The organism is Listeria immobilis (genome assembly GCF_014322765.1).
Classification (GTDB): Bacteria; Bacillota; Bacilli; order Lactobacillales; family Listeriaceae; genus Listeria; species Listeria immobilis.
In genome coordinates, this window is sequence record NZ_JAASTZ010000002.1 from 149,221 (window position 1) to 166,751 (window position 17,531).

General features: G+C 35.4%; 20 protein-coding genes and 1 pseudogene. 16 read left to right on the forward strand and 5 right to left on the reverse strand.

Annotation, left to right across the window (positions count from 1 at the left end; genetic code table 11):
• The first annotated feature begins 155 nt into the window (after positions 1 to 155).
• The 7 genes from HCJ50_RS01940 to HCJ50_RS01970 all read left to right on the forward strand — a co-directional run bounded on the left by HCJ50_RS01940 (position 156) and on the right by HCJ50_RS01970 (position 7,416).
• Positions 156 to 596 carry a DUF1433 domain-containing protein gene (locus HCJ50_RS01940; RefSeq protein WP_185345992.1) on the forward strand — a complete coding sequence of 147 codons (441 nt, stop codon included), beginning with the start codon at positions 156 to 158 and terminating at the stop codon, positions 594 to 596.
• Positions 593 to 2,278 (forward strand): molecular chaperone HscC, encoded by a 1,686-nt coding sequence (locus tag HCJ50_RS01945; RefSeq protein ID WP_185345990.1) that lies wholly within the window; start codon positions 593 to 595, stop codon positions 2,276 to 2,278. Before HCJ50_RS01940 ends, HCJ50_RS01945 begins: the two co-directional genes overlap by 4 nt.
• Entirely contained in the window at positions 2,269 to 3,684 is a 1,416-nt protein-coding gene (locus tag HCJ50_RS01950; protein ID WP_260443037.1) for a molecular chaperone DnaJ, read from the forward strand. Before HCJ50_RS01945 ends, HCJ50_RS01950 begins: the two co-directional genes overlap by 10 nt.
• 190 nt (positions 3,685 to 3,874) lie before the next feature.
• Positions 3,875 to 4,321 carry a PTS sugar transporter subunit IIA gene (locus tag HCJ50_RS01955; RefSeq protein WP_185345988.1) on the forward strand — a complete coding sequence of 149 codons (447 nt, stop codon included), beginning with the start codon at positions 3,875 to 3,877 and terminating at the stop codon, positions 4,319 to 4,321.
• Between the two features lie 13 nt (positions 4,322 to 4,334).
• Complete coding sequence (locus tag HCJ50_RS01960) at positions 4,335 to 5,729, forward strand: PTS fructose transporter subunit IIC (RefSeq protein WP_038406621.1); 1,395 nt, start codon at positions 4,335 to 4,337, stop codon at positions 5,727 to 5,729.
• Positions 5,729 to 6,589 (forward strand): ketose-bisphosphate aldolase, encoded by an 861-nt coding sequence (locus HCJ50_RS01965; protein ID WP_185345986.1) that lies wholly within the window; start codon positions 5,729 to 5,731, stop codon positions 6,587 to 6,589. The genes HCJ50_RS01960 and HCJ50_RS01965 overlap by 1 nt, the downstream gene beginning before the upstream one ends.
• A 56-nt stretch (positions 6,590 to 6,645) precedes the next feature.
• Positions 6,646 to 7,416, forward strand: a complete 771-nt coding sequence (locus HCJ50_RS01970) for a DeoR/GlpR family DNA-binding transcription regulator (protein ID WP_185345984.1) — start codon at positions 6,646 to 6,648, stop codon at positions 7,414 to 7,416.
• A 7-nt stretch (positions 7,417 to 7,423) separates the two neighbouring features.
• Here the strand turns inward: HCJ50_RS01970 and HCJ50_RS01975 are convergent, their stop codons facing one another.
• A complete protein-coding gene (locus tag HCJ50_RS01975; protein WP_185345982.1) occupies positions 7,424 to 8,041 on the reverse strand; it encodes a peptidase E in 618 nt (205 codons plus the stop codon).
• Between the two features lie 98 nt (positions 8,042 to 8,139).
• Between HCJ50_RS01975 and HCJ50_RS01980 the strand changes: the two genes are divergently transcribed.
• The 4 genes from HCJ50_RS01980 to HCJ50_RS01995 all read left to right on the forward strand — a co-directional run bounded on the left by HCJ50_RS01980 (position 8,140) and on the right by HCJ50_RS01995 (position 10,818).
• On the forward strand, positions 8,140 to 9,081 hold the full coding sequence (locus HCJ50_RS01980; RefSeq protein ID WP_185345980.1) for a helix-turn-helix transcriptional regulator: 942 nt from the start codon (positions 8,140 to 8,142) through the stop codon (positions 9,079 to 9,081).
• A gap of 42 nt (positions 9,082 to 9,123) precedes the next feature.
• On the forward strand, positions 9,124 to 9,633 hold the full coding sequence (locus HCJ50_RS01985) for an NUDIX hydrolase (RefSeq protein ID WP_185345978.1): 510 nt from the start codon (positions 9,124 to 9,126) through the stop codon (positions 9,631 to 9,633).
• 97 nt (positions 9,634 to 9,730) lie between these two features.
• A complete protein-coding gene (locus tag HCJ50_RS01990; RefSeq protein WP_185345976.1) occupies positions 9,731 to 10,450 on the forward strand; it encodes a YebC/PmpR family DNA-binding transcriptional regulator in 720 nt (239 codons plus the stop codon).
• Between the two features lie 29 nt (positions 10,451 to 10,479).
• Complete coding sequence (locus HCJ50_RS01995; protein WP_185345974.1) at positions 10,480 to 10,818, forward strand: zinc ribbon domain-containing protein YjdM; 339 nt, start codon at positions 10,480 to 10,482, stop codon at positions 10,816 to 10,818.
• Positions 10,819 to 10,863: 45 nt separating this feature from the next.
• Here the strand turns inward: HCJ50_RS01995 and HCJ50_RS02000 are convergent, their stop codons facing one another.
• Positions 10,864 to 11,577 carry a GntR family transcriptional regulator gene (locus HCJ50_RS02000; RefSeq protein WP_038406627.1) on the reverse strand — a complete coding sequence of 238 codons (714 nt, stop codon included), beginning with the start codon at positions 11,575 to 11,577 and terminating at the stop codon, positions 10,864 to 10,866.
• Between the two features lie 156 nt (positions 11,578 to 11,733).
• Here HCJ50_RS02000 and HCJ50_RS02005 point away from each other — a divergent pair.
• From HCJ50_RS02005 to HCJ50_RS02020, 4 genes and pseudogenes are all read left to right on the forward strand, one after another.
• A pseudogene (locus HCJ50_RS02005) lies at positions 11,734 to 13,201 on the forward strand (glycoside hydrolase family 1 protein).
• Complete coding sequence (locus HCJ50_RS02010) at positions 13,170 to 14,504, forward strand: PTS sugar transporter subunit IIC (protein WP_185345970.1); 1,335 nt, start codon at positions 13,170 to 13,172, stop codon at positions 14,502 to 14,504. The pseudogene HCJ50_RS02005 and the gene HCJ50_RS02010 overlap by 32 nt, the downstream one beginning before the upstream one ends.
• A gap of 17 nt (positions 14,505 to 14,521) precedes the next feature.
• Entirely contained in the window at positions 14,522 to 14,824 is a 303-nt protein-coding gene (locus HCJ50_RS02015; RefSeq protein WP_003718473.1) for a PTS sugar transporter subunit IIB, read from the forward strand.
• A gap of 90 nt (positions 14,825 to 14,914) precedes the next feature.
• A complete protein-coding gene (locus HCJ50_RS02020; protein WP_003718474.1) occupies positions 14,915 to 15,109 on the forward strand; it encodes a hypothetical protein in 195 nt (64 codons plus the stop codon).
• Positions 15,110 to 15,149: 40 nt separating this feature from the next.
• Here HCJ50_RS02020 and HCJ50_RS02025 read toward each other — a convergent pair whose 3' ends face one another.
• The gene (locus tag HCJ50_RS02025) at positions 15,150 to 16,070 is read right to left on the reverse strand and encodes a helix-turn-helix transcriptional regulator (protein WP_185345967.1); all 921 of its coding nucleotides are present in this window, start codon (positions 16,068 to 16,070) and stop codon (positions 15,150 to 15,152) included.
• Between the two features lie 101 nt (positions 16,071 to 16,171).
• Here HCJ50_RS02025 and HCJ50_RS02030 point away from each other — a divergent pair, with 101 nt between their 5' ends.
• Positions 16,172 to 16,588: an effector binding domain-containing protein gene (locus HCJ50_RS02030; protein WP_185345965.1), complete on the forward strand. Its 417-nt coding sequence runs from the start codon at positions 16,172 to 16,174 to the stop codon at positions 16,586 to 16,588.
• A gap of 43 nt (positions 16,589 to 16,631) precedes the next feature.
• Here HCJ50_RS02030 and HCJ50_RS02035 read toward each other — a convergent pair whose 3' ends face one another.
• Complete coding sequence (locus tag HCJ50_RS02035) at positions 16,632 to 17,039, reverse strand: 2'-O-methyl transferase (protein ID WP_185345963.1); 408 nt, start codon at positions 17,037 to 17,039, stop codon at positions 16,632 to 16,634.
• A gap of 3 nt (positions 17,040 to 17,042) precedes the next feature.
• Positions 17,043 to 17,246, reverse strand: a complete 204-nt coding sequence (locus HCJ50_RS02040; protein WP_185345961.1) for a helix-turn-helix transcriptional regulator — start codon at positions 17,244 to 17,246, stop codon at positions 17,043 to 17,045.
• Between the last annotated feature and the right edge of the window lie 285 nt (positions 17,247 to 17,531).

The following is a 17,531-nucleotide window of genomic DNA, read 5'->3' on the forward strand; positions in this document are numbered from 1 at the left end:
TGGTGTAATACTATAGCAAAAAGTGTGTTATTAGCATATTGATTTCGTGAAAATAGACCATTTTGTGACAATTCAATGAACTTTTTTCACTTCAATTATATTTTAGAAAATTATTGCTATACTTATTTAGTAAACAAGCAGTTGGGAGGAAACTTATGGCTGTGAAAAAAACACCAATAGTTTTAATAGTATTAACTATTTTTCTGTTAGTAACATTAAGATTCATAGGCATGGCAATAGTTTTCTTTATGTGGGGGAGTTATTATTCAAAAAAATTATTCCCTAGCAAAGAGGTTAAACTAGAGATAGAATATTTGAGAAAAGAGCAAACGAAAATCGAATATTACTTAAAGTACAATTTAGGCGAAAACATACAGATAACTTTTGCCAAGAGTGGAGTTGCAACATTTGGAGTTCCTTACATTATGGGGTATATCAATAATGAAAAGGAGTTGCAATTCACAGCATTTATGGATGAAGAAAATCATTTTGAAGATAGAATGATTGTAACAAAAGAACTTTCAGAAAAATTTCGGGTAGACGAATTATCCTATACTGAAATAATAAAACAAAAGCAACGGGAGGAAATACGATGACAACGTTAGGAATTGATTTAGGAACATCCAATAGTTTAGTGGCATATTGGAATGAGGACAAAGCAGTGTTGATACCAAATGTATTTGGTGATGTTTTAACGCCATCTGTTGTAGGTATTGATGACAACGGTGAATTTTTAATTGGTAAAATTGCTAAAGAGCGTTTAACAACTCATCCTGATAAAACGGCTGCTGTTTTTAAGCGTTTTATGGGAACAGAAAAGAACTATTATTTAGGAGAACATAGATTTTCAGCTACAGACTTGTCAAGTTTCGTTTTAAAAGCGCTAAAAGAAGATGCTGAGAAATTTTTGGGAGAAACCTGTACAGAAGCAGTCATAAGCGTCCCAGCATATTTTAATAATACCCAACGAAAAGCTACAGTAGATGCCGCTTTTTTAGCCGGTTTAAAAGTAGAACGATTAATAAGTGAACCGACAGCCGCTGCTATTGCTTATGGGATTCATGAACAAAATGACACAACCATAATGGTAATTGATATTGGCGGAGGGACTTTTGATGTCTCTATATTAGAAATGTTTGATGGTGTCATGCAAGTAATTGCGATTGCGGGGAATAATTACCTAGGCGGTGAAGATTTCACAACAGTAATCATCGAAACCTTTTTAAATGCAACAGGTTTGAAAAAAGAGAGATTAACTACAAAAGATTTTGCATCATTATATAGACAAGCAGAAGATGCAAAGCAAGTTGTTTCTGAAAATGGTGTCGGAAAAATTGTTTTAGCTGAAAATGAGTTTACACTTACAGTAGACCAGTTTGAACAAATCAGCCAACCCCTAATTTTAAAATTGCGAGAACCGATTATCCAAGCTTTAAAAGATGCACAGTTAAAACCAGCAGATATAGAACAGATTGTACTAATTGGTGGAGCAACAAAAATGCCTATTATAAAAAGTTTTGCTAGTAAATTTCTTGGGAAAATTCCGTTTATGCACATTAACCCGGATGAGACAGTTGGGCTAGGTGCAGCAGTGCAAGCCGCTTTGAAAGAACGACATGAATCATTGGAAGAATTTATTTTAACAGATGTCTGTGCGCACACATTGGGAGTGGATTCAGTGCGGCAAATTAGCAATTCTAAGTATCAAGAGGGTGTTTTTACGCCAATTATTGAGCGGAATACAACAATACCTGTAAGCCAAATGAAAGAATTTTATACAATTTATGATAATCAGAATACTGTAAAATTAAGTGTGTACCAAGGAGAAAGTAGCAATGTTAAAGATAATTTGAAACTAGGAGAATTGGAAATTAAGTTACCTCCGAATACAAATAAAGATGCAAAAATTGAAACACGTTTTACATATGATAAAAATGGGCTTCTAGAAATTTTGGTGAAAATTGTTAGTACTGGTGAAGTAAAACAATTAATTATTCAAAAAAATCCTGGAGTATTGTCTGATAGCGAATTAAAAGGGCAGTTAGAAAAGCTAAGTGATCTGAAAATCCATCCACGAGATCGTTCCGAAAACAGGTTATTACTTGCAAGAGCGGATCGGATTTATCAAACATCGTTAGGTGAAACACGTCAATATATAGAATTTTTAATGTTGGAATTCCAAAAGGCTATTGAATCTCAAAATGAAAAGAGCATACAAATACAAAGCAAAAATTTAAAAGAGAAATTAGCCGATCTTGAGGGATTAGGATGGGATTGACAGTTTGGGAGATTCTAAAAATAGAAAAGACGACAGATAAACGTGTAATCAAGCGTGCCTATGCAAAAGCATTAAAATATACACATCCAGAAGATGAGCCTGTTGCTTTTCAAAAATTAAAAGAAGCTTTTGATCAAGCTCTAAAGTATCAAGCATTTGATGATGCTGTATCAACGTCAGGGGATATTTCAAGCTTTGAAATACGAGAATTAGATGAATGTAATCCCACAATGGATTTAGATGAGCAAACAGAAGCAATAGAGTTCTCTTTTAAAGAAAGACTGGAAATGGTTTTTGCAAATTATAATGAGCGAATAAACATAGAAGCATGGCGGGAAATATTTCAGTCAGAAAGTGCATTTAAAGTAGACGAATATGAAAGAGATAGATACTATTTAGCTATCTTTTTAATTGAAAATAGATACTTTATTCCTAAAAAAATTATCAATTTAGCATTTGAAATATATAATTTAAATGAAATGATTTCAAATGATACAAATTTAGACTTGGTTTTTGCTTTAAAGGAAGTGAAGGATTTACCTCCGTTTGAGTTTGTTGCATTACAGGACTTAGAAGAGAACGAGCGAATTAGATTTATTTTAGCACGTTTAAATGCATATCAATGTTTGGAAACGAAGAAAATTCAAAGTTACATTAAACAGGCTAAAGCTATTTTTGATAAAGATCCAGACCTTGAATTAATTGAAATTATAAGTAGAACAGGAAAGTTTAATTTTAATTCAATATTAAAAGAAATTAATGCCTTTATCGCTAAAAATCCGGAACAAGCGACGGCGCGGATGTATCGATTATTTCTTCATAAAAAGCTTAGTAAGCCACTAAACTATAAAGATCTTAAAGGTGCAATATTGGAGACATATTATTCTACTCCACGAGAGAATGAGTTTTTTGATGAAATTATCTTTCATATAGATAAAAATAAACTGTTAGGACTTATTTACTATGATTTAAAAGAATACACAACAGCATATACTTATTTAATTAATGCTAGTGACACAAGTAGAAAAGAGATTCGAGATAGGGTTGCTTTTTGTTTAAAACTAAAGCTAGAGCAAGAAAAAAATTCTTTTAAAAACAAATCAAAAATTAATGATATCAGAACAGAATTAAGTTTATACTCTTTGTGGACTTTTGAGCAGTTATGCTTAAAAACACAAAAAAAGCGTATCTTACTCATGCTCATATTGACTGCTTTTCCCGTATTAATTTTTGCTGCTTTAATTACAGATGACCAAAAAACAGATACTATTTGGGCTAATTACTGGTTTGTATTTGGCTGTATATTTGTTATTATACTAGCAGTCGCTTATTTATTATTTAGAAAAGATTTATGGAAAAGATATAGAGAGGCAAAAATAGAAGAGTATTATCAAAATAAAAAATAAGCTAATAAGCAGGATATTCTATAAAGGGATTTCCTGTTTTTTGATTTATTCAGATCATTATACGGATCATAAATTGCCTTAAAATGAACAATTTGCATAATTAGCGCATTTTGTTGAATGATTTCGTTCAACATGATATAGTGTAATCAAATGAGGGAAGCGCTTACTTCGTTAAGAGAGGATGTAGAGGATGGACATATCAAATTTGATAAATGAAAGTCGGATTATTTTTGATACTAGTATTCAAACCAAGCAATTATTATTTGAAAAAGTAGCGAATGTACTAGGTGAAGAAGGGGTTATAACGAATCAAAAGAAATTTATACGTGACTTGTATAAACGAGAAGAGGAAACTTCGACAGGAATTGAGTCTGGATTTGGTATTCCTCATACAAAGAGTAAATATGTGAAAGAACCTTTGATTGTTTTTGTTCATTCAGATGTTATGACCGATTATTTTGGACTAGATGATGCACCAATTGAATGCAGTTTTATTATTGGAGTCCCAAAAAAGGCAGCAGACACACATTTAGAAATATTAAGTAACCTTTCAAGGAAATTAATGAACGATGAATTTATTGAAAAGTTAAAAAAATCAAAAAACGAACAAGAGATTATGACAATTTTATCAGAATAGGGAGGCGTTTTACATGAAAATAGTTGGAGTTACAGCTTGTCCTACTGGCATTGCTCATACGTACATGTCTGCTGAAAAGTTAACTAAAACAGCAGAAGACCTTGGTTATGAAGTGAAAATAGAGACTCAAGGAGCAAAAGTTGAAAATGTTTTAACGAAAGAAGATATTGCATCAGCTGATTATGTTATTTTAGCGGTTGATAAAGAAATTGATACAGCTAGATTTGCTGGAAAGAAAGTAAAAAGAGTATCTACTTCCAGAGCAATTAAAGAAGCAGATGTCATAATTAAGGAAGTCATTGCAGAAAAAGGACTAATAAATTATTCAGCGGAAAGCAGTTTAAGTAATTCTGAACAGCCACCAAAAGCAAGTTTATATAATCATTTTATGAATGGTGTTAACTATATGCTACCATTTGTTATCGCGGGTGGGATACTAATCGCAATTAGTTTTGCTTTCGGTATTGATGCTGCCAATCCAGATTCTGCTTCCTATAATGCAATTGCAGCAGCATTTTCTAAAATAGGTGGAGATACCGCATTTGCATTAATGGTTCCAGCACTTGCTGCCGGAATTTCCGTATCAGTCGCAGGGAGGGCTGGTTTTGCTCCTGGACTTGTTGCCGGAACGCTTGCAACAGCTGGTGGATCTGGTTTTCTAGGCGGAATGATTGGTGGTATTTTAGCAGGATATGTAGCTCACTTCTTTGCTAATAAAGTGAATGTTACAAAATCACTTGCTTCTATTTATCAGTTGATTGTTGTACCACTTCTAGCTATTACAATAGTTGGTTTGGCGATGGTATTTGTTATTGATACACCAATTGCTTGGGTCCTAGATGCGCTTACAAGTTGGCTAAATGGTCTTGGTGAAACATCTGGTGTTTTATTTGGACTTCTTATTGGAGTGATGATGGCAGCAGATATGGGTGGACCTATAAATAAATCTATCTCTACTTTCTCTATCGGGCTTATGACGGCCGGGGTTACAGCACCAATTGCCGCGTGTATGGCAGCAGGTATGGTTCCGCCACTTGGTCTAGCACTTGCAACGCTACTTTTTAGAAATAAATTTACAACAGAAGAAAAAACAGCAGGAAATTCTTGTTGGGTGTTAGGGGCATCATACATTACAGAAGGGGCTATCCCGTTCGCAGTCGCAGATCCACTTCGAGTTATCCCTAGTCTTATGTTAGGCTCAGCAACAGCAGCAGCTATTTCGATGGGTGCGGGAGTAACTTCACTTGCTCCACATGGTGGTATTTGGGTAATGTTCATTCCTAATGTTATTGACCATCTATTTATGTATATTATTGCAATCGTAGCAGGAACAATAGTGACTGCAGTTTCAGTAGGATTATTAAAAACACCAGTAAATAAACGAAAAAATAAAGGGGAGATGCTATAATGTTATATACAATGAAAGATTTATTAAAAGTAGGAAAAGAACATCAATTTGCGGTACCGGCATTTAATATCTGTAGTTTTGATATGTTAAAAGCAGTAATGGAACAAGTAGAAGAAAGTAATGCACCCGTTATTATTGAAATCCATCCCGATGAGATTGCTTATCTTGGTGATAATTTTGTCGCGACGGTACGTGAATACGCGCTTAGAAGTAAAGTTCCTGTTGTAATTCATATGGATCATGGCGGAACCATTCAAGATGTCATGCGAGCAATTAGAAACGGCTATACATCAGTTATGATTGATGCTTCACGTGCTAGTTACGAAGACAATGTTGCGCTGACAAAAGAAGTGGTAGCACTTGCGCATAAAGTAGGTGTATCAGTGGAAGCGGAACTTGGAACAATTGGCGATAATGGATCGGCAGAAGGTGGAGCAGATACAATCATTTATACAGATCCAGACCAAGCGGAGGATTTTGTAAAAAGAACAGGTATTGATACATTAGCGGTTGCAATTGGAACAGCGCACGGACTATATCCTAAAGATAAAAAACCGGAACTCAATATGCCGCTACTAAAAGAATTAAATAAACGTCTAGATATTCCATTCGTCCTTCACGGAGGTTCTGGTAATCCAGACAAAGAAGTGAGTGAATCTGTACATTTTGGAGTTAGAAAAGTGAATCTAAGCTCTGACTTGAAAAGTGTGTTTTTTGAAGAAATTCGCCAATTATTAGCAAAAAATCCAGATATGTATGAACCAAATCAAGTTTACCCATCAGCAAATGAAAAAGTAAAAGAAGTTGTAAGACATAAATTACAAATTTTAAATACTACTGGGCAAGCGGACAAATACTAATCGGAGGGGTAGAAGCGCTAATTATAGTGCTTTTGCCCTTTAAGGAGTGGAGGAATATGTTAAGCACAGCAAAGGAACGACAATTAAAAATCGTTAATCGGCTAAAAATCGAACAATTTATGCGGATTATTGATTTAGTGGAGCTTGTCAATTACAGCGAAGCCACTGTGAAGCGAGATTTAGTAGCATTAGAAAAAGAAGGACTTGTAAGACGAACACGAGGCGGCGCAATGATTATTGATAATAAAAAAATCGATTTGCCGTATTTAATGAAAATGAACGAACGCAGTAATGAAACAAGTAAAATAAGAATTGCAGACATTGCAAAATCACTTATTCGTGATGATATGGTGATTTTCTTGGATTCAAGTTCTACATCGCTACATTTAATTGATGTTTTAAGTAAATTTGATGGTTTGCAAATTATTACTAATGGAGTGATGACGGCTTCGATGTTATCAGAATTTACCAATGCGCGGGTTAGTATTTTAGGAGGATCCATTCTAACAAAGCGATACACGGTAAATGGAGCAAAAGCTTATAATGATGCCCTTACATATAATGCGGATATTGCATTTGTTTCTTGTCGTGGAATTGACTGTGACAAAGGTGCGACGGAAACACATGAAGGAGAGGCACTAATCAAACAAGCATTTAGGCGCCAGTCAAGTTTGCTCGTTTTACTCGTTACAGAAGAAAAAGTAGGCCATAAGTTTATGCACCAAAGTCTTGCGTGTCACGATATTGACTACTTAATTACGGACTTTAAACTGGATACAGAAGTGGAGCAACAGTTTAAAGCCCATCAAATTACTTGTTTGTATTAACGCTTGCTTAATGAACGCTTTTAGTGGTGATTTCATTATCGCGGATTAATATCGCTTCCTTATTACTAATTGGAAGCAGAGGTAGTGAACTAGCATAGTCAGCTAGGATTTTTTGAGTTGCATTTTTAAAAGGTGCAGAACCATAATGCGGCATAGTATAGAAATCAACTAAATTTAAAGCATCGTAACTCGTCAAAGTTGCGGCTTTTTGCATGTTATCCATATCTTTAATATACTCAATATTAGCTGAAGTTATAACCGCACCAGCTGATTCCCCGATATATAATTTACCGGCTGCGACTTCTTTTAAAATGCACTTGTCCGCGCCAGTTCGTTTTAATTCTTGCAATAAAAAGAAACTATTACCGCCAGAGACATAAATATACTCATTTCGTGCTAATTTCTGCCGAATGGTCTCTGAGTCTGCAGTAGATATATCTAATTCATCAATTATTAACCCTAATTTTTCTAGGGCTTTTTTTGCTGTCTCCACATAAAATACCACTTTTTCCACATTACTTGCTGTAGGAACAAATGTTACCGTTTTGCCATGTACATTTTTTTCAAATGAACTAAATAAAGTTACAACATCGTTAAAAGAAGATGCTAAAAATAGTTTTTTCATGTTATCAGCTCCTATGGATTTGTCTTTATTTATAGTATAATGTGAAAAGGTATCAAATAGTGACACCTTTTAATTTACTTTAAGGAAAAGAGATGCTTATGAAAAAATCAGAGAGATTAACTGATATGATGCTATTTTTAAATGATAAAAATTCTTTCCAATTGAGCGAACTAATGTCTAAGTATAATATTTCTCGAAGTACCGCTATTCGCGATATTAAATCATTAGAAGAAATAGGCATGCCGATATATTCCCAACTAGGTAGAAATGGTTATTACGGTTTGCTTCAAAATCGCTTATTATCACCAATTGTGTTTAATATGGAAGAGGTATTTGCGTTATACTTTGCCATGCTAACTTTAAAAGCTTATGAAACTACACCATTTCATTTAAGCGTAGAAAAATTAAAAAAGAAATTTGAAACTTGTTTAGCAGAAGAAAAAATTACTATGCTTCGTCAAATAGAAAATGTATTTAGTTTAAGTTTTATTCAACATAACAATCAATGTGAATTTTTAGATGTTATTTTACGCTGGACAATAGAAGAACAAGCCTGCGAAATTGCCTATAAGAAAAACGGGGAAATAAAAAACTATCTAGTGCAATTTTTTAATATATCTTCCGCGCATGGGCAGTGGTATGGTACCAGCTATAATTTTGAAACCGAAAGCACCCAAGTATTTCGCTGTGATAAAATTGTAGCAATTAAAGTAACTAACAAATACCCGCCAAAATCACTAGCAGACCTTAAACGAAAATCGGAGGAACTTTATCAAAAGAAAGCAGCAAATAATTTTGAAGTAGAAATAACTACTAAAGGGATAGATTTATTTTATAAGGAACACTATCCATCCATGGAATTACACATAGAAAATGGAAAAAATATCATTCGCGGTTTTTATCATCATGCGGAAGAGGCCTTTATTATCAATTATTTGCTAGGATACGGTACGAATATTTTAGCGATAAAACCAAAAACACTAAAACCAAAACTAATCCAAAGGCTAAACTTTCTAAAAACAAATCTCGAACAAATATAAAAGTAAAAACAGCGTAACAAATTTAAAAAGAGGAGTGAGTTAATGGAGGAATGGGATTTGCTAAATGTAAACCGTGAACGAACAGGAAAAACACATATCCGTGGTGAGAAATTAGCGGCTGGAGACCTTCACTTGGTTATTCATGTCTGTATTTTTAACCAAAAAGGGCAACTTTTAATTCAAAAGCGCCAAAAAGATAAAGACAACTGGCCAAATTATTGGGACTTTTCTGCGGCTGGCTCTGCACTTAAAGGCGAAACAAGTAGACAAGCCGCTGAAAGAGAAGTACAAGAAGAACTTGGAATTACAATTGATTTAAGCAAAACTCGTGCAAAATTTAGTTATCATTTTGATGCAGGATTTGATGATTATTGGTTTATTACAGAAAATGTAGAACTAAAAGACTTAACATTACAAAAAGAAGAAGTAGCAGATGCTCGTTTTGTAACACCAGAAGAGCTAGAAATGTTGAAAAATGCAGGTGAATTCATTCCTTACTTCTTTTTAAATCAGGTTTTCGAGCTAAAAAATGCTACAAGTAGTCACTTTTAATAAATATAACTAAAATTCCACTTAACAAATCACGCGCTTACACTTATAATAGTACAGAGACAAGAGAAAAACTCCAATTCAGAAAGAGAGTGGTAATATGGGCCGTAAATGGGCAAATATTAAAGAGAAAAAAGCGTCAAAAGATAAAACAAATAGTCGTATCTATGCGAAATTTGGTATTGAAATATATGTAGCGGCTAAATCAGGCGACCCAGATCCACATTCCAACCAAAAATTACGCTTTGTTATCGAACGTGCAAAAACATACAATGTACCAAAACATATTATTGATCGTGCTATCGAAAAAGCAAAAGGAACTGGCGACGAAACGTATTCCGAACTACGCTATGAAGGCTTTGGTCCAAGTGGTTCGATGATTATTGTCGATGCGTTAACAAATAATGTAAACCGAACTGCCTCTGATGTACGTGCTGCTTATAGTAAAAATGGTGGTAATATGGGCGTTAGTGGCTCCGTTGCTTATATGTTTGATAATACAGCTATTTTCGGTGTAGAAGGTAAAGATGCCGACGAACTTCTCGAACTTTTAATGGAAGCGGATATTGATGTTCGTGACATTTTAGATGAAGATGGACAAGCGATTATTTATGCAGAGCCAGAAGATTTTCATAAAGTTCAAGAAGGATTAAAAGCTGCTGAAATTGAAGAATTTACTGTAGCTGAAATCGAAATGATTCCTCAAAACGACATTCAATTAGCAGGAGAGGATTTAGAAAAATTCGAGAAACTAATTGATGCTTTAGAAGATTTAGAAGATGTGCAAAAAGTATATCATAACGTCGAATTAGAAGATTAATAACAACCACAATCGGAGGAAAAAGCAAAATGCCAAAATTACCAAATTGTCCAGAATGTAACTCAGAATATGCTTACGAAGACCGCGGACTCCTAATCTGCCCAGAATGCGGACATGAATGGAGCGCAAATGCCACAGCAGAAGTATCCGAAGAAAAAGTATTTAAAGACTCCAATGGCAACATCCTAACAGACGGAGATTCCGTTACCGTCATCAAAGACTTAAAAGTAAAAGGCGCATCTAACCCAATTAAAATGGGTACAAAAGTAAAAAACATCCGCCTAGTTGACGGCGACCACGACATTGATTGCAAAATTGATGGCTTTGGTCCAATGAAACTAAAATCAGAATTTGTGAAGAAGATATAGCAGAAAAACAGCGATTCTCAATAATTTGGGAGTCGCTGTTTTTTATTAATTTTGCACAAAAACCGTCTCAAACACAAACGATTCATACGTATGTCGCGTAATCGAATATTCAAAAACACGCCCGTCTTCCAAATGAGCGAGTTTCTCAATTTCCATCATAAAGGTAGGTTCTTCCAACTCGAGCAACTTGCTATCCTCTTGATTCGATTTATCACCTCGAACCCAAACATGCGCACTCTGCATTTTTAATTTCAAATCTTCTCGAATATAGTTATAAATCGAGTCTTCTAAGTGGCGTGGTTCTAGTCCTGGAATAATCGCTAGTGGCATATAGGTGTGTTCAATCGAATATGCTTTATGACCAACCTCCCTCATCCGAATTATTCGGTAAATATAGTCATCTTGCATTTCTAGTTTTTCGGCTACTTCCTTTGAAGGCTTTTCAATCGAGAATAAAATAACTTTTGACTTAATATTGTCTTTTCCAAAGGTATTTACAAGCCCAGCCATCGGTCCGAGAGCTAATTCGCCGCCGTTTGTCGAGTGAGATTTCACAAAAGTACCAGCTCCGCGACGCCTAATAATCATCCCTTCCTGAACAAGCATATCCAGTGCTTTTTTGACAGTAAGCTTGCTGCAGCCGTATTCACGTGCCAATGTATCTCCATCTGGTAATTTTTCATTAATGGTATATTTATTTTGGTTAATTTTATCACGGATATCTATGTATATTTCCATGTATTTAGCCATTCCCGACATTTTATTGGCTCCTTTTCTCATGTAATAAAGATAGTATATCATATACTTTTGATAAAAGGTATCTCTATAACTAAAAGTATATATCTTTTTTAAAAAGTATTGTTTTTTAAATAAATGTATGCTATATTTATTTTGACAAAAGGGAGGCCATAAAACATGAAAGAATTATTAACATTTCCAAAAGACTTCTGGTGGGGCTCAGCGTGGTCTGCAGAACAAGCAGAAGGCCGCGGCGACACTGGAAAAGCAAAGACTGTTTGGGAGCATTGGTTTGAAACAGAGCCTAATCGTTTTTACGAAGGTGTAGGGTCAGACGTTACAACAGATCATTTAAACCGTTACAAAGAAGATGTGCAGTGGATGAAGAAAACAGGACAAAATTCATTCCGGATTTCCATTTCATGGGCACGAATGTTTCCGAGTGATGGTGTGGGGGAAGTGAACCCAAAGGCAATTGCGTTTTATCGTGATTTACTTACTGAAATGAATGAAAACGGTATCAAACCATTTGCGAACTTATATCATTTCGATATGCCAGTTGCACTTCAAGATGCGGGTGGTTGGGAATCAAGGGAAGTCGTTGATGCCTATGTTCATTTTGCAGATACTTGTTTTAAAGAATTTGGCGATTTAGTTTACCACTGGTTTACGTTCAATGAGCCACTTGGACCAATTCTTGGTGGTTATTTAGAAGATTTCCACTATCCGAATCAAATTGATTTCAAACGCGGGGCACAAGCTGGTTTTAATACTATTTTGGCCCATGCCCTAGCGATTAAAGCATTCAAAAAATTAAATTTAACTTCGAAAATAGGTGTGATTTTAAATCTTAGTCCTACTTATCCGCGTAGCCAAAATGCATATGATCTAGAAGCTGCAGAAATCTGTGATGCTTTTTATACGAGAAGTTTCCTAGATCCAATGGTTAAAGGAACTTTCCCAGCAAAATTAGTTGAAATCATGCGCGAATATGACCAAATGCCGGAATATACAGAAGCTGATTTGGTTACCATTAAAGAAAATACGGCACAAATTCTTGGTTTGAATTATTATGAACCGCGACGTGTTAAAGCTCGTCTTACTGCTATCAATGAGAAGAGCCCATTTTTACCGGATTGGTTTTTTGAACCACATAATATGCCTGGCAAACGAATGAATATTTATCGCGGTTGGGAAATTTATGAACGTGGTATTTATGATTTATGTATAGATATTCGTGATAATTACGGTAATATCGAATCCTTTATTTCCGAAAATGGGATGGGTGTTGCGAGTGAAGAACGCTTCCTGAATGCAGAAGGTCAAATTGAAGATGATTACCGGATTGAGTTTGTCAAAGATCACCTAGCATACGTACATCAAGCGATCCAAGAAGGTTGTGCTATTAAGGGTTATCACTTATGGACATTTATTGATTGCTGGTCATGGATTAATGCGTATAAAAATCGTTACGGGTTAGTTTCGCTAGATGTAAAAACTGGCAAGCGGACGATGAAAAAAAGTGGCGAGTTTTATAAAAAAATGAGTGATGCTAATGGCTTTGAGTATGAAACAAGCAAGATTGTAGGGACTGAAAAGGGAGGAAATGACTGATGGCAGAGTCGAAAAAAAAGTCGATTGTTAATGGGTTTATTAATGTAGCACAAAAGCTCGGGGGACAGATTCATTTGCGTTCCTTGCGTGATGCTTTTGCGAGTATTATGCCATTTATGATTTTGGCTGGTTTTGTAACGCTAATCAATTATGTTATTTTAGAACCAACTGGCTTTATGGGCAAGATTGTTAACCCTGACACACTCAGAACCTGGCAAGAAATCGGGATCTCGATTGGGAACGGAACGCTAAGTGTTATTACGTTACTTGTAACCGTCGCAATTTCGTACCACTTATGTTTAAACCGTGGCTATAAAAATGTGATTGCACCAATTTTAGTTGCCTTATCTTCTTTTATTGTTGTGACACCGATTGCGACAACTTTCCTTCCAGCAGGTGCAACTAAATCCATCGAAGTTCCAAATGTTATCCCTGTTAGCTATACTGGTGCAGCCGGCATGTTCGTCGGAATTATCGTTGGCTTGATTGCAACGGATTTATTCATTAAACTATCGAAAAACAAACGGATGCAAATCAATTTAACCGGAAATATTCCACCAGCTGTGATTAAGTCATTTAATGTATTAATTCCAATTATGATTACGGTGATTATTTTCTCGGTTGTATCATTCGCGGTCAACCAAATTTTCAGCATGGACTTCAATACGTTAGTAACGACAATTATTACGAAACCACTTAGTTACGTAACAACAAGTCTGCCAGGATTCTTGCTTATTACCTCTATCGCCAACTTGTTCTTTGGCTTAGGGATTCACCAAGCCGTTATTTCTGGACCATTACTAGATCCATTTTTACTACAAAATATGCAAGAAAACATGGTAGCTTATGCGAATCATCAAGAAATCCCACATATTATCAACATGGCATTTAAAGACACTTTTGCTGTTATGGGTGGATCAGGAAATACGATTGGCTTACTAATTGCCATTTTCATCTTTGGGAAACGAAAAGACTACAAAGATATTTCCAAACTGTCTGCGGCGCCTTCTCTTTTCAACATTAGTGAACCAATTATCTTTGGACTACCAATCGTTTTCAATCCGTTACTAATTATTCCATTTGTACTTGCACCAATTTTCTCATTAACAACCGCGTATTATGCGACCGCAGCTGGTTGGATTAATCATGTCGTTGTGCAAACACCATGGACGACACCGCCAATTATTTCTGGATTTTTAGCAACAGGTGGAGACTGGCGAGCGTCTGTTTTACAAGTAATTATCATTGTAGTGACTGTCTTTATTTATCTGCCGTTCTTGCGCATGGATGAAAAAGTCGCATTTGCTACAGCACAAAAAACAGAAGAAAAATAAGAGAGGAAGTTTAACTCATGAAAAATATTTTATTAGTATGTAACGCTGGTATGTCAACAAGTTTCTTGGTAGAAAAAATGAAAACAGCCGGAACAGAACAAGGAATTGAAGCGAATATTTGGGCTGTATCCGATGCCGAATTACACGAAAACTGGGAAAAAGCAGATGTCATTTTACTTGGCCCTCAAGTTGGCTATTTAAAAGGAAACACCGAAAAAGTAGTCGGTGGAAAAATTCCTGTCGAAGTAATCAATATGCTTGATTACGGACGTGTGAACGGGGCAGCTGTTCTCGACCGTGCAATGGAACTAATTGGTTAAGAAATTGCAAAGGGAGTGGTGACGTCATGTCGCACTCCTTTTTTATCAAGCTAGAAAGTGTTATAATGTGTGAAAAGGAGCGGAATTGCGATGAAATATGTAAAATCACAAATGAAAGAGCTTGTAAAAGATAGCGTGGACCTTCAAGAACGCCTTCAAAAGTTAATGAAAGAAATGGATTTAGAAAAAAGTTTCGCTTTAAAAGCACTGTATCATTCAGAAGTTGCTGATGGTGGACATTACCAAACAGCTTATCAAGATTTGGATTATAAATATAAAGATTAATCAACTAATGGCTCTGCTAAATTTTTTAGCAGAGCCATTTTTATAAATATTTCCCTTGGATTTCGTTCAAGTAAGCAACAAAATTGTCGTAAAAGTCATCACGATTTTGAATGGTTACATGGGTTCCTAGCTGCAAAATAAAGCGATAACCAGCCTCGTGATCAGGCAGCGTTACTTTTGCAAAAAAGTGTTCAGCATCATGTCGTTTAATTTCTACCAAATTAAAACGCTCAACGATTTGTTCACGGGCGACTTTGTCAACAATAAGCGAGACTTCATGCATTAAAAAGTGGGGCTGCGTAGGGATGGCTCCAATAGGTTTAACCGCAAATGGACGGGCTTCAAAAGTCTCCGCCAGCACGCTAAGCTCAATAATTCGCGATAACTTAAAAGTTCGAAAGTCGCTGCGCTCCAAACTGTAACCTTGCAAATACCAAGAACGATTCCTAAAAAGGAGGTGATAAGGCTCTGTTTTCCGGATAGTTTGATTCCCGCTTCGGTCAATATAGCAGAGTTCTACAAGTTGGCGTTTTTTAATCGCTAAGTATAGTTTTTCCACTTGGGAATTTGAATCACTTTTTGTCGTTAAATTGGAGAAATCTACCGAAATAGAGCTTGCAGGTGATTCGCTTGTCGGGTCGAGCATATTTTTCATTTTCTGCAAAGTTTTCTTGGTTTCAATGGATGAAAGTAACTGCTCCATTCCGTCTAAACTAGTGATAATCGCTTGTAAATCTTCTGTTGTAAGTAGCTTCTTGTCCACTTTGTAGGTAGGCATAATCCCGATACCACCTTTTGTTCCAGCAATCGTATAAATCGGAATATTTGCCATGGAAAGCGTGTCAATATCGCGGAAAATAGTTCGTTTGGAAACTTCGAACATTTCCGCCATTTCAGAAGCACTGACTAGTTCTCGTTGTAAAAGTAGCATAATAATACCAATGAGCCGCTCAATTTTCATTTTGTTCTCCTTTATTTTCGAATGATGACAGACAGTTGTCATCATTTACGTGTTATAGTTACATCATATCAAAGTTAAATAACTTTTTGGAGGGAAATATTATGGCATTTGAAATTGTTGAATTAAAAGCAGAAACATTTACTGGAACTAAATCCGAAATCCCTGAATTTGATCCACAAAAAGGGTTTGGACCAATGAGCGAAATTAAAGAAGCAGCATTTACAAAATTTGCAAAAAATGAGAAAGACTACGTAGGCATTAATGCAAGCCTTGATGGTTTACAATATTATATCGTTGCAAGTGTGGATGGCACAGGCGATACAACTTTTAGCGTCCCAGCAGGAAAATACGCTAAATTCGTAACCGCTGAAACAGATCGCCCAGCATTGGACGGATTCATCGGTGGAGCATACGGCGAAGTTAGCCAGAGCAGTGACGTTGCAATTGCTGGTTCATTTAACTTGGAAGATCTCAGAGAAGCAGACTTTACGCTTTATATTCCAGTTGTAGCAAAATAAAGGAAAACACCCCAATGCCAAATTAGACTTTGGTATTGGGGTGTTATGCTTTTCTTTGAATGATTTCTAAACAAATCATATAGAAAAAGCTAATTATAAAATAGCCGATAGCAAGACTTGAAAGTGATATTTGTAAATGGTGTTGCGTATTTAAAATAGCCATAAAAATTGGCAATATTATGGCTAAGGCGATAACAAAATAAAAAGAGAAGGTATTCCTATTTTTATAATAGCGCTCATCTTTTTCTGTTTTCTCTTTTTTATATTGCTTTTCAAAGGTTTCTTTAAATATGAAAATAGAGAAGACAGATCCGACGATAATTGCAGGAATTAATATGAGGAAATCATTTACTGTGGAAGGTTGTTCTCCTCGTGTAATTGGTAATAAAAAAAAGCATATAATTACCATAAAAATTAAACTTACAATTCTCATAAAGTGATATTTTTTCATTTTCTACGCCTCCTCTAGCTGGAATATATCTTCTACCGATAACTCAAAATACCTTGCCATCTTTAAGCTAAGCTCTAAACTGGGGTTATATTTTCCTTTTTCAATCGCGTGAATAGTTTGCCTTGAAACTTCTAATATCGAAGCTAAATCATTTTGCGCAATCCCTTTTTCTTCGCGTAACGTTTTAACTCGATTTATTACTTTCAAATGATCACCGCCTGGTAAAGATATCTTTACAAATACTTTAAAATAAAGTGAAAGAAATGTAAAGCTTCCTTTATATTTTTTGGAAATTATTCTATTATTCGCCGCTCAATTTTATGGCAAGTTACTTAAGGTTGATTTTTCTATTCATTAATTTGGTAACTGGTGGAGTGTCGATGGTATTAGATAAAGCAGCAATTGTTTCCGAGCAAGCCATGACGATATAGGGGATTTATAAACAAGTCATTCTACTTAAAGTAGCTTGTTTAAATTTGCAACACCTATTTT

What these genes read in the sequence shown, in the direction of transcription:
- HCJ50_RS01940 (WP_185345992.1), top strand. Translation starts at nt 156, where the DNA reads ATGGCTGTGAAAAAAACACCAATAGTTTTAATAGTATTAACTATTTTT.
- HCJ50_RS01945 (WP_185345990.1), top strand. Translation starts at nt 593, where the DNA reads ATGACAACGTTAGGAATTGATTTAGGAACATCCAATAGTTTAGTGGCA.
- HCJ50_RS01950 (WP_260443037.1), top strand. Translation starts at nt 2,269, where the DNA reads ATGGGATTGACAGTTTGGGAGATTCTAAAAATAGAAAAGACGACAGAT.
- HCJ50_RS01955 (WP_185345988.1), top strand. Translation starts at nt 3,875, where the DNA reads ATGGACATATCAAATTTGATAAATGAAAGTCGGATTATTTTTGATACT.
- HCJ50_RS01960 (WP_038406621.1), top strand. Translation starts at nt 4,335, where the DNA reads ATGAAAATAGTTGGAGTTACAGCTTGTCCTACTGGCATTGCTCATACG.
- HCJ50_RS01965 (WP_185345986.1), top strand. Translation starts at nt 5,729, where the DNA reads ATGTTATATACAATGAAAGATTTATTAAAAGTAGGAAAAGAACATCAA.
- HCJ50_RS01970 (WP_185345984.1), top strand. Translation starts at nt 6,646, where the DNA reads ATGTTAAGCACAGCAAAGGAACGACAATTAAAAATCGTTAATCGGCTA.
- HCJ50_RS01975 (WP_185345982.1), bottom strand. Translation starts at nt 8,041, where the DNA reads ATGAAAAAACTATTTTTAGCATCTTCTTTTAACGATGTTGTAACTTTA.
- HCJ50_RS01980 (WP_185345980.1), top strand. Translation starts at nt 8,140, where the DNA reads ATGAAAAAATCAGAGAGATTAACTGATATGATGCTATTTTTAAATGAT.
- HCJ50_RS01985 (WP_185345978.1), top strand. Translation starts at nt 9,124, where the DNA reads ATGGAGGAATGGGATTTGCTAAATGTAAACCGTGAACGAACAGGAAAA.
- HCJ50_RS01990 (WP_185345976.1), top strand. Translation starts at nt 9,731, where the DNA reads ATGGGCCGTAAATGGGCAAATATTAAAGAGAAAAAAGCGTCAAAAGAT.
- HCJ50_RS01995 (WP_185345974.1), top strand. Translation starts at nt 10,480, where the DNA reads ATGCCAAAATTACCAAATTGTCCAGAATGTAACTCAGAATATGCTTAC.
- HCJ50_RS02000 (WP_038406627.1), bottom strand. Translation starts at nt 11,577, where the DNA reads ATGTCGGGAATGGCTAAATACATGGAAATATACATAGATATCCGTGAT.
- HCJ50_RS02010 (WP_185345970.1), top strand. Translation starts at nt 13,170, where the DNA reads ATGGCAGAGTCGAAAAAAAAGTCGATTGTTAATGGGTTTATTAATGTA.
- HCJ50_RS02015 (WP_003718473.1), top strand. Translation starts at nt 14,522, where the DNA reads ATGAAAAATATTTTATTAGTATGTAACGCTGGTATGTCAACAAGTTTC.
- HCJ50_RS02020 (WP_003718474.1), top strand. Translation starts at nt 14,915, where the DNA reads ATGAAATATGTAAAATCACAAATGAAAGAGCTTGTAAAAGATAGCGTG.
- HCJ50_RS02025 (WP_185345967.1), bottom strand. Translation starts at nt 16,070, where the DNA reads ATGAAAATTGAGCGGCTCATTGGTATTATTATGCTACTTTTACAACGA.
- HCJ50_RS02030 (WP_185345965.1), top strand. Translation starts at nt 16,172, where the DNA reads ATGGCATTTGAAATTGTTGAATTAAAAGCAGAAACATTTACTGGAACT.
- HCJ50_RS02035 (WP_185345963.1), bottom strand. Translation starts at nt 17,039, where the DNA reads ATGAAAAAATATCACTTTATGAGAATTGTAAGTTTAATTTTTATGGTA.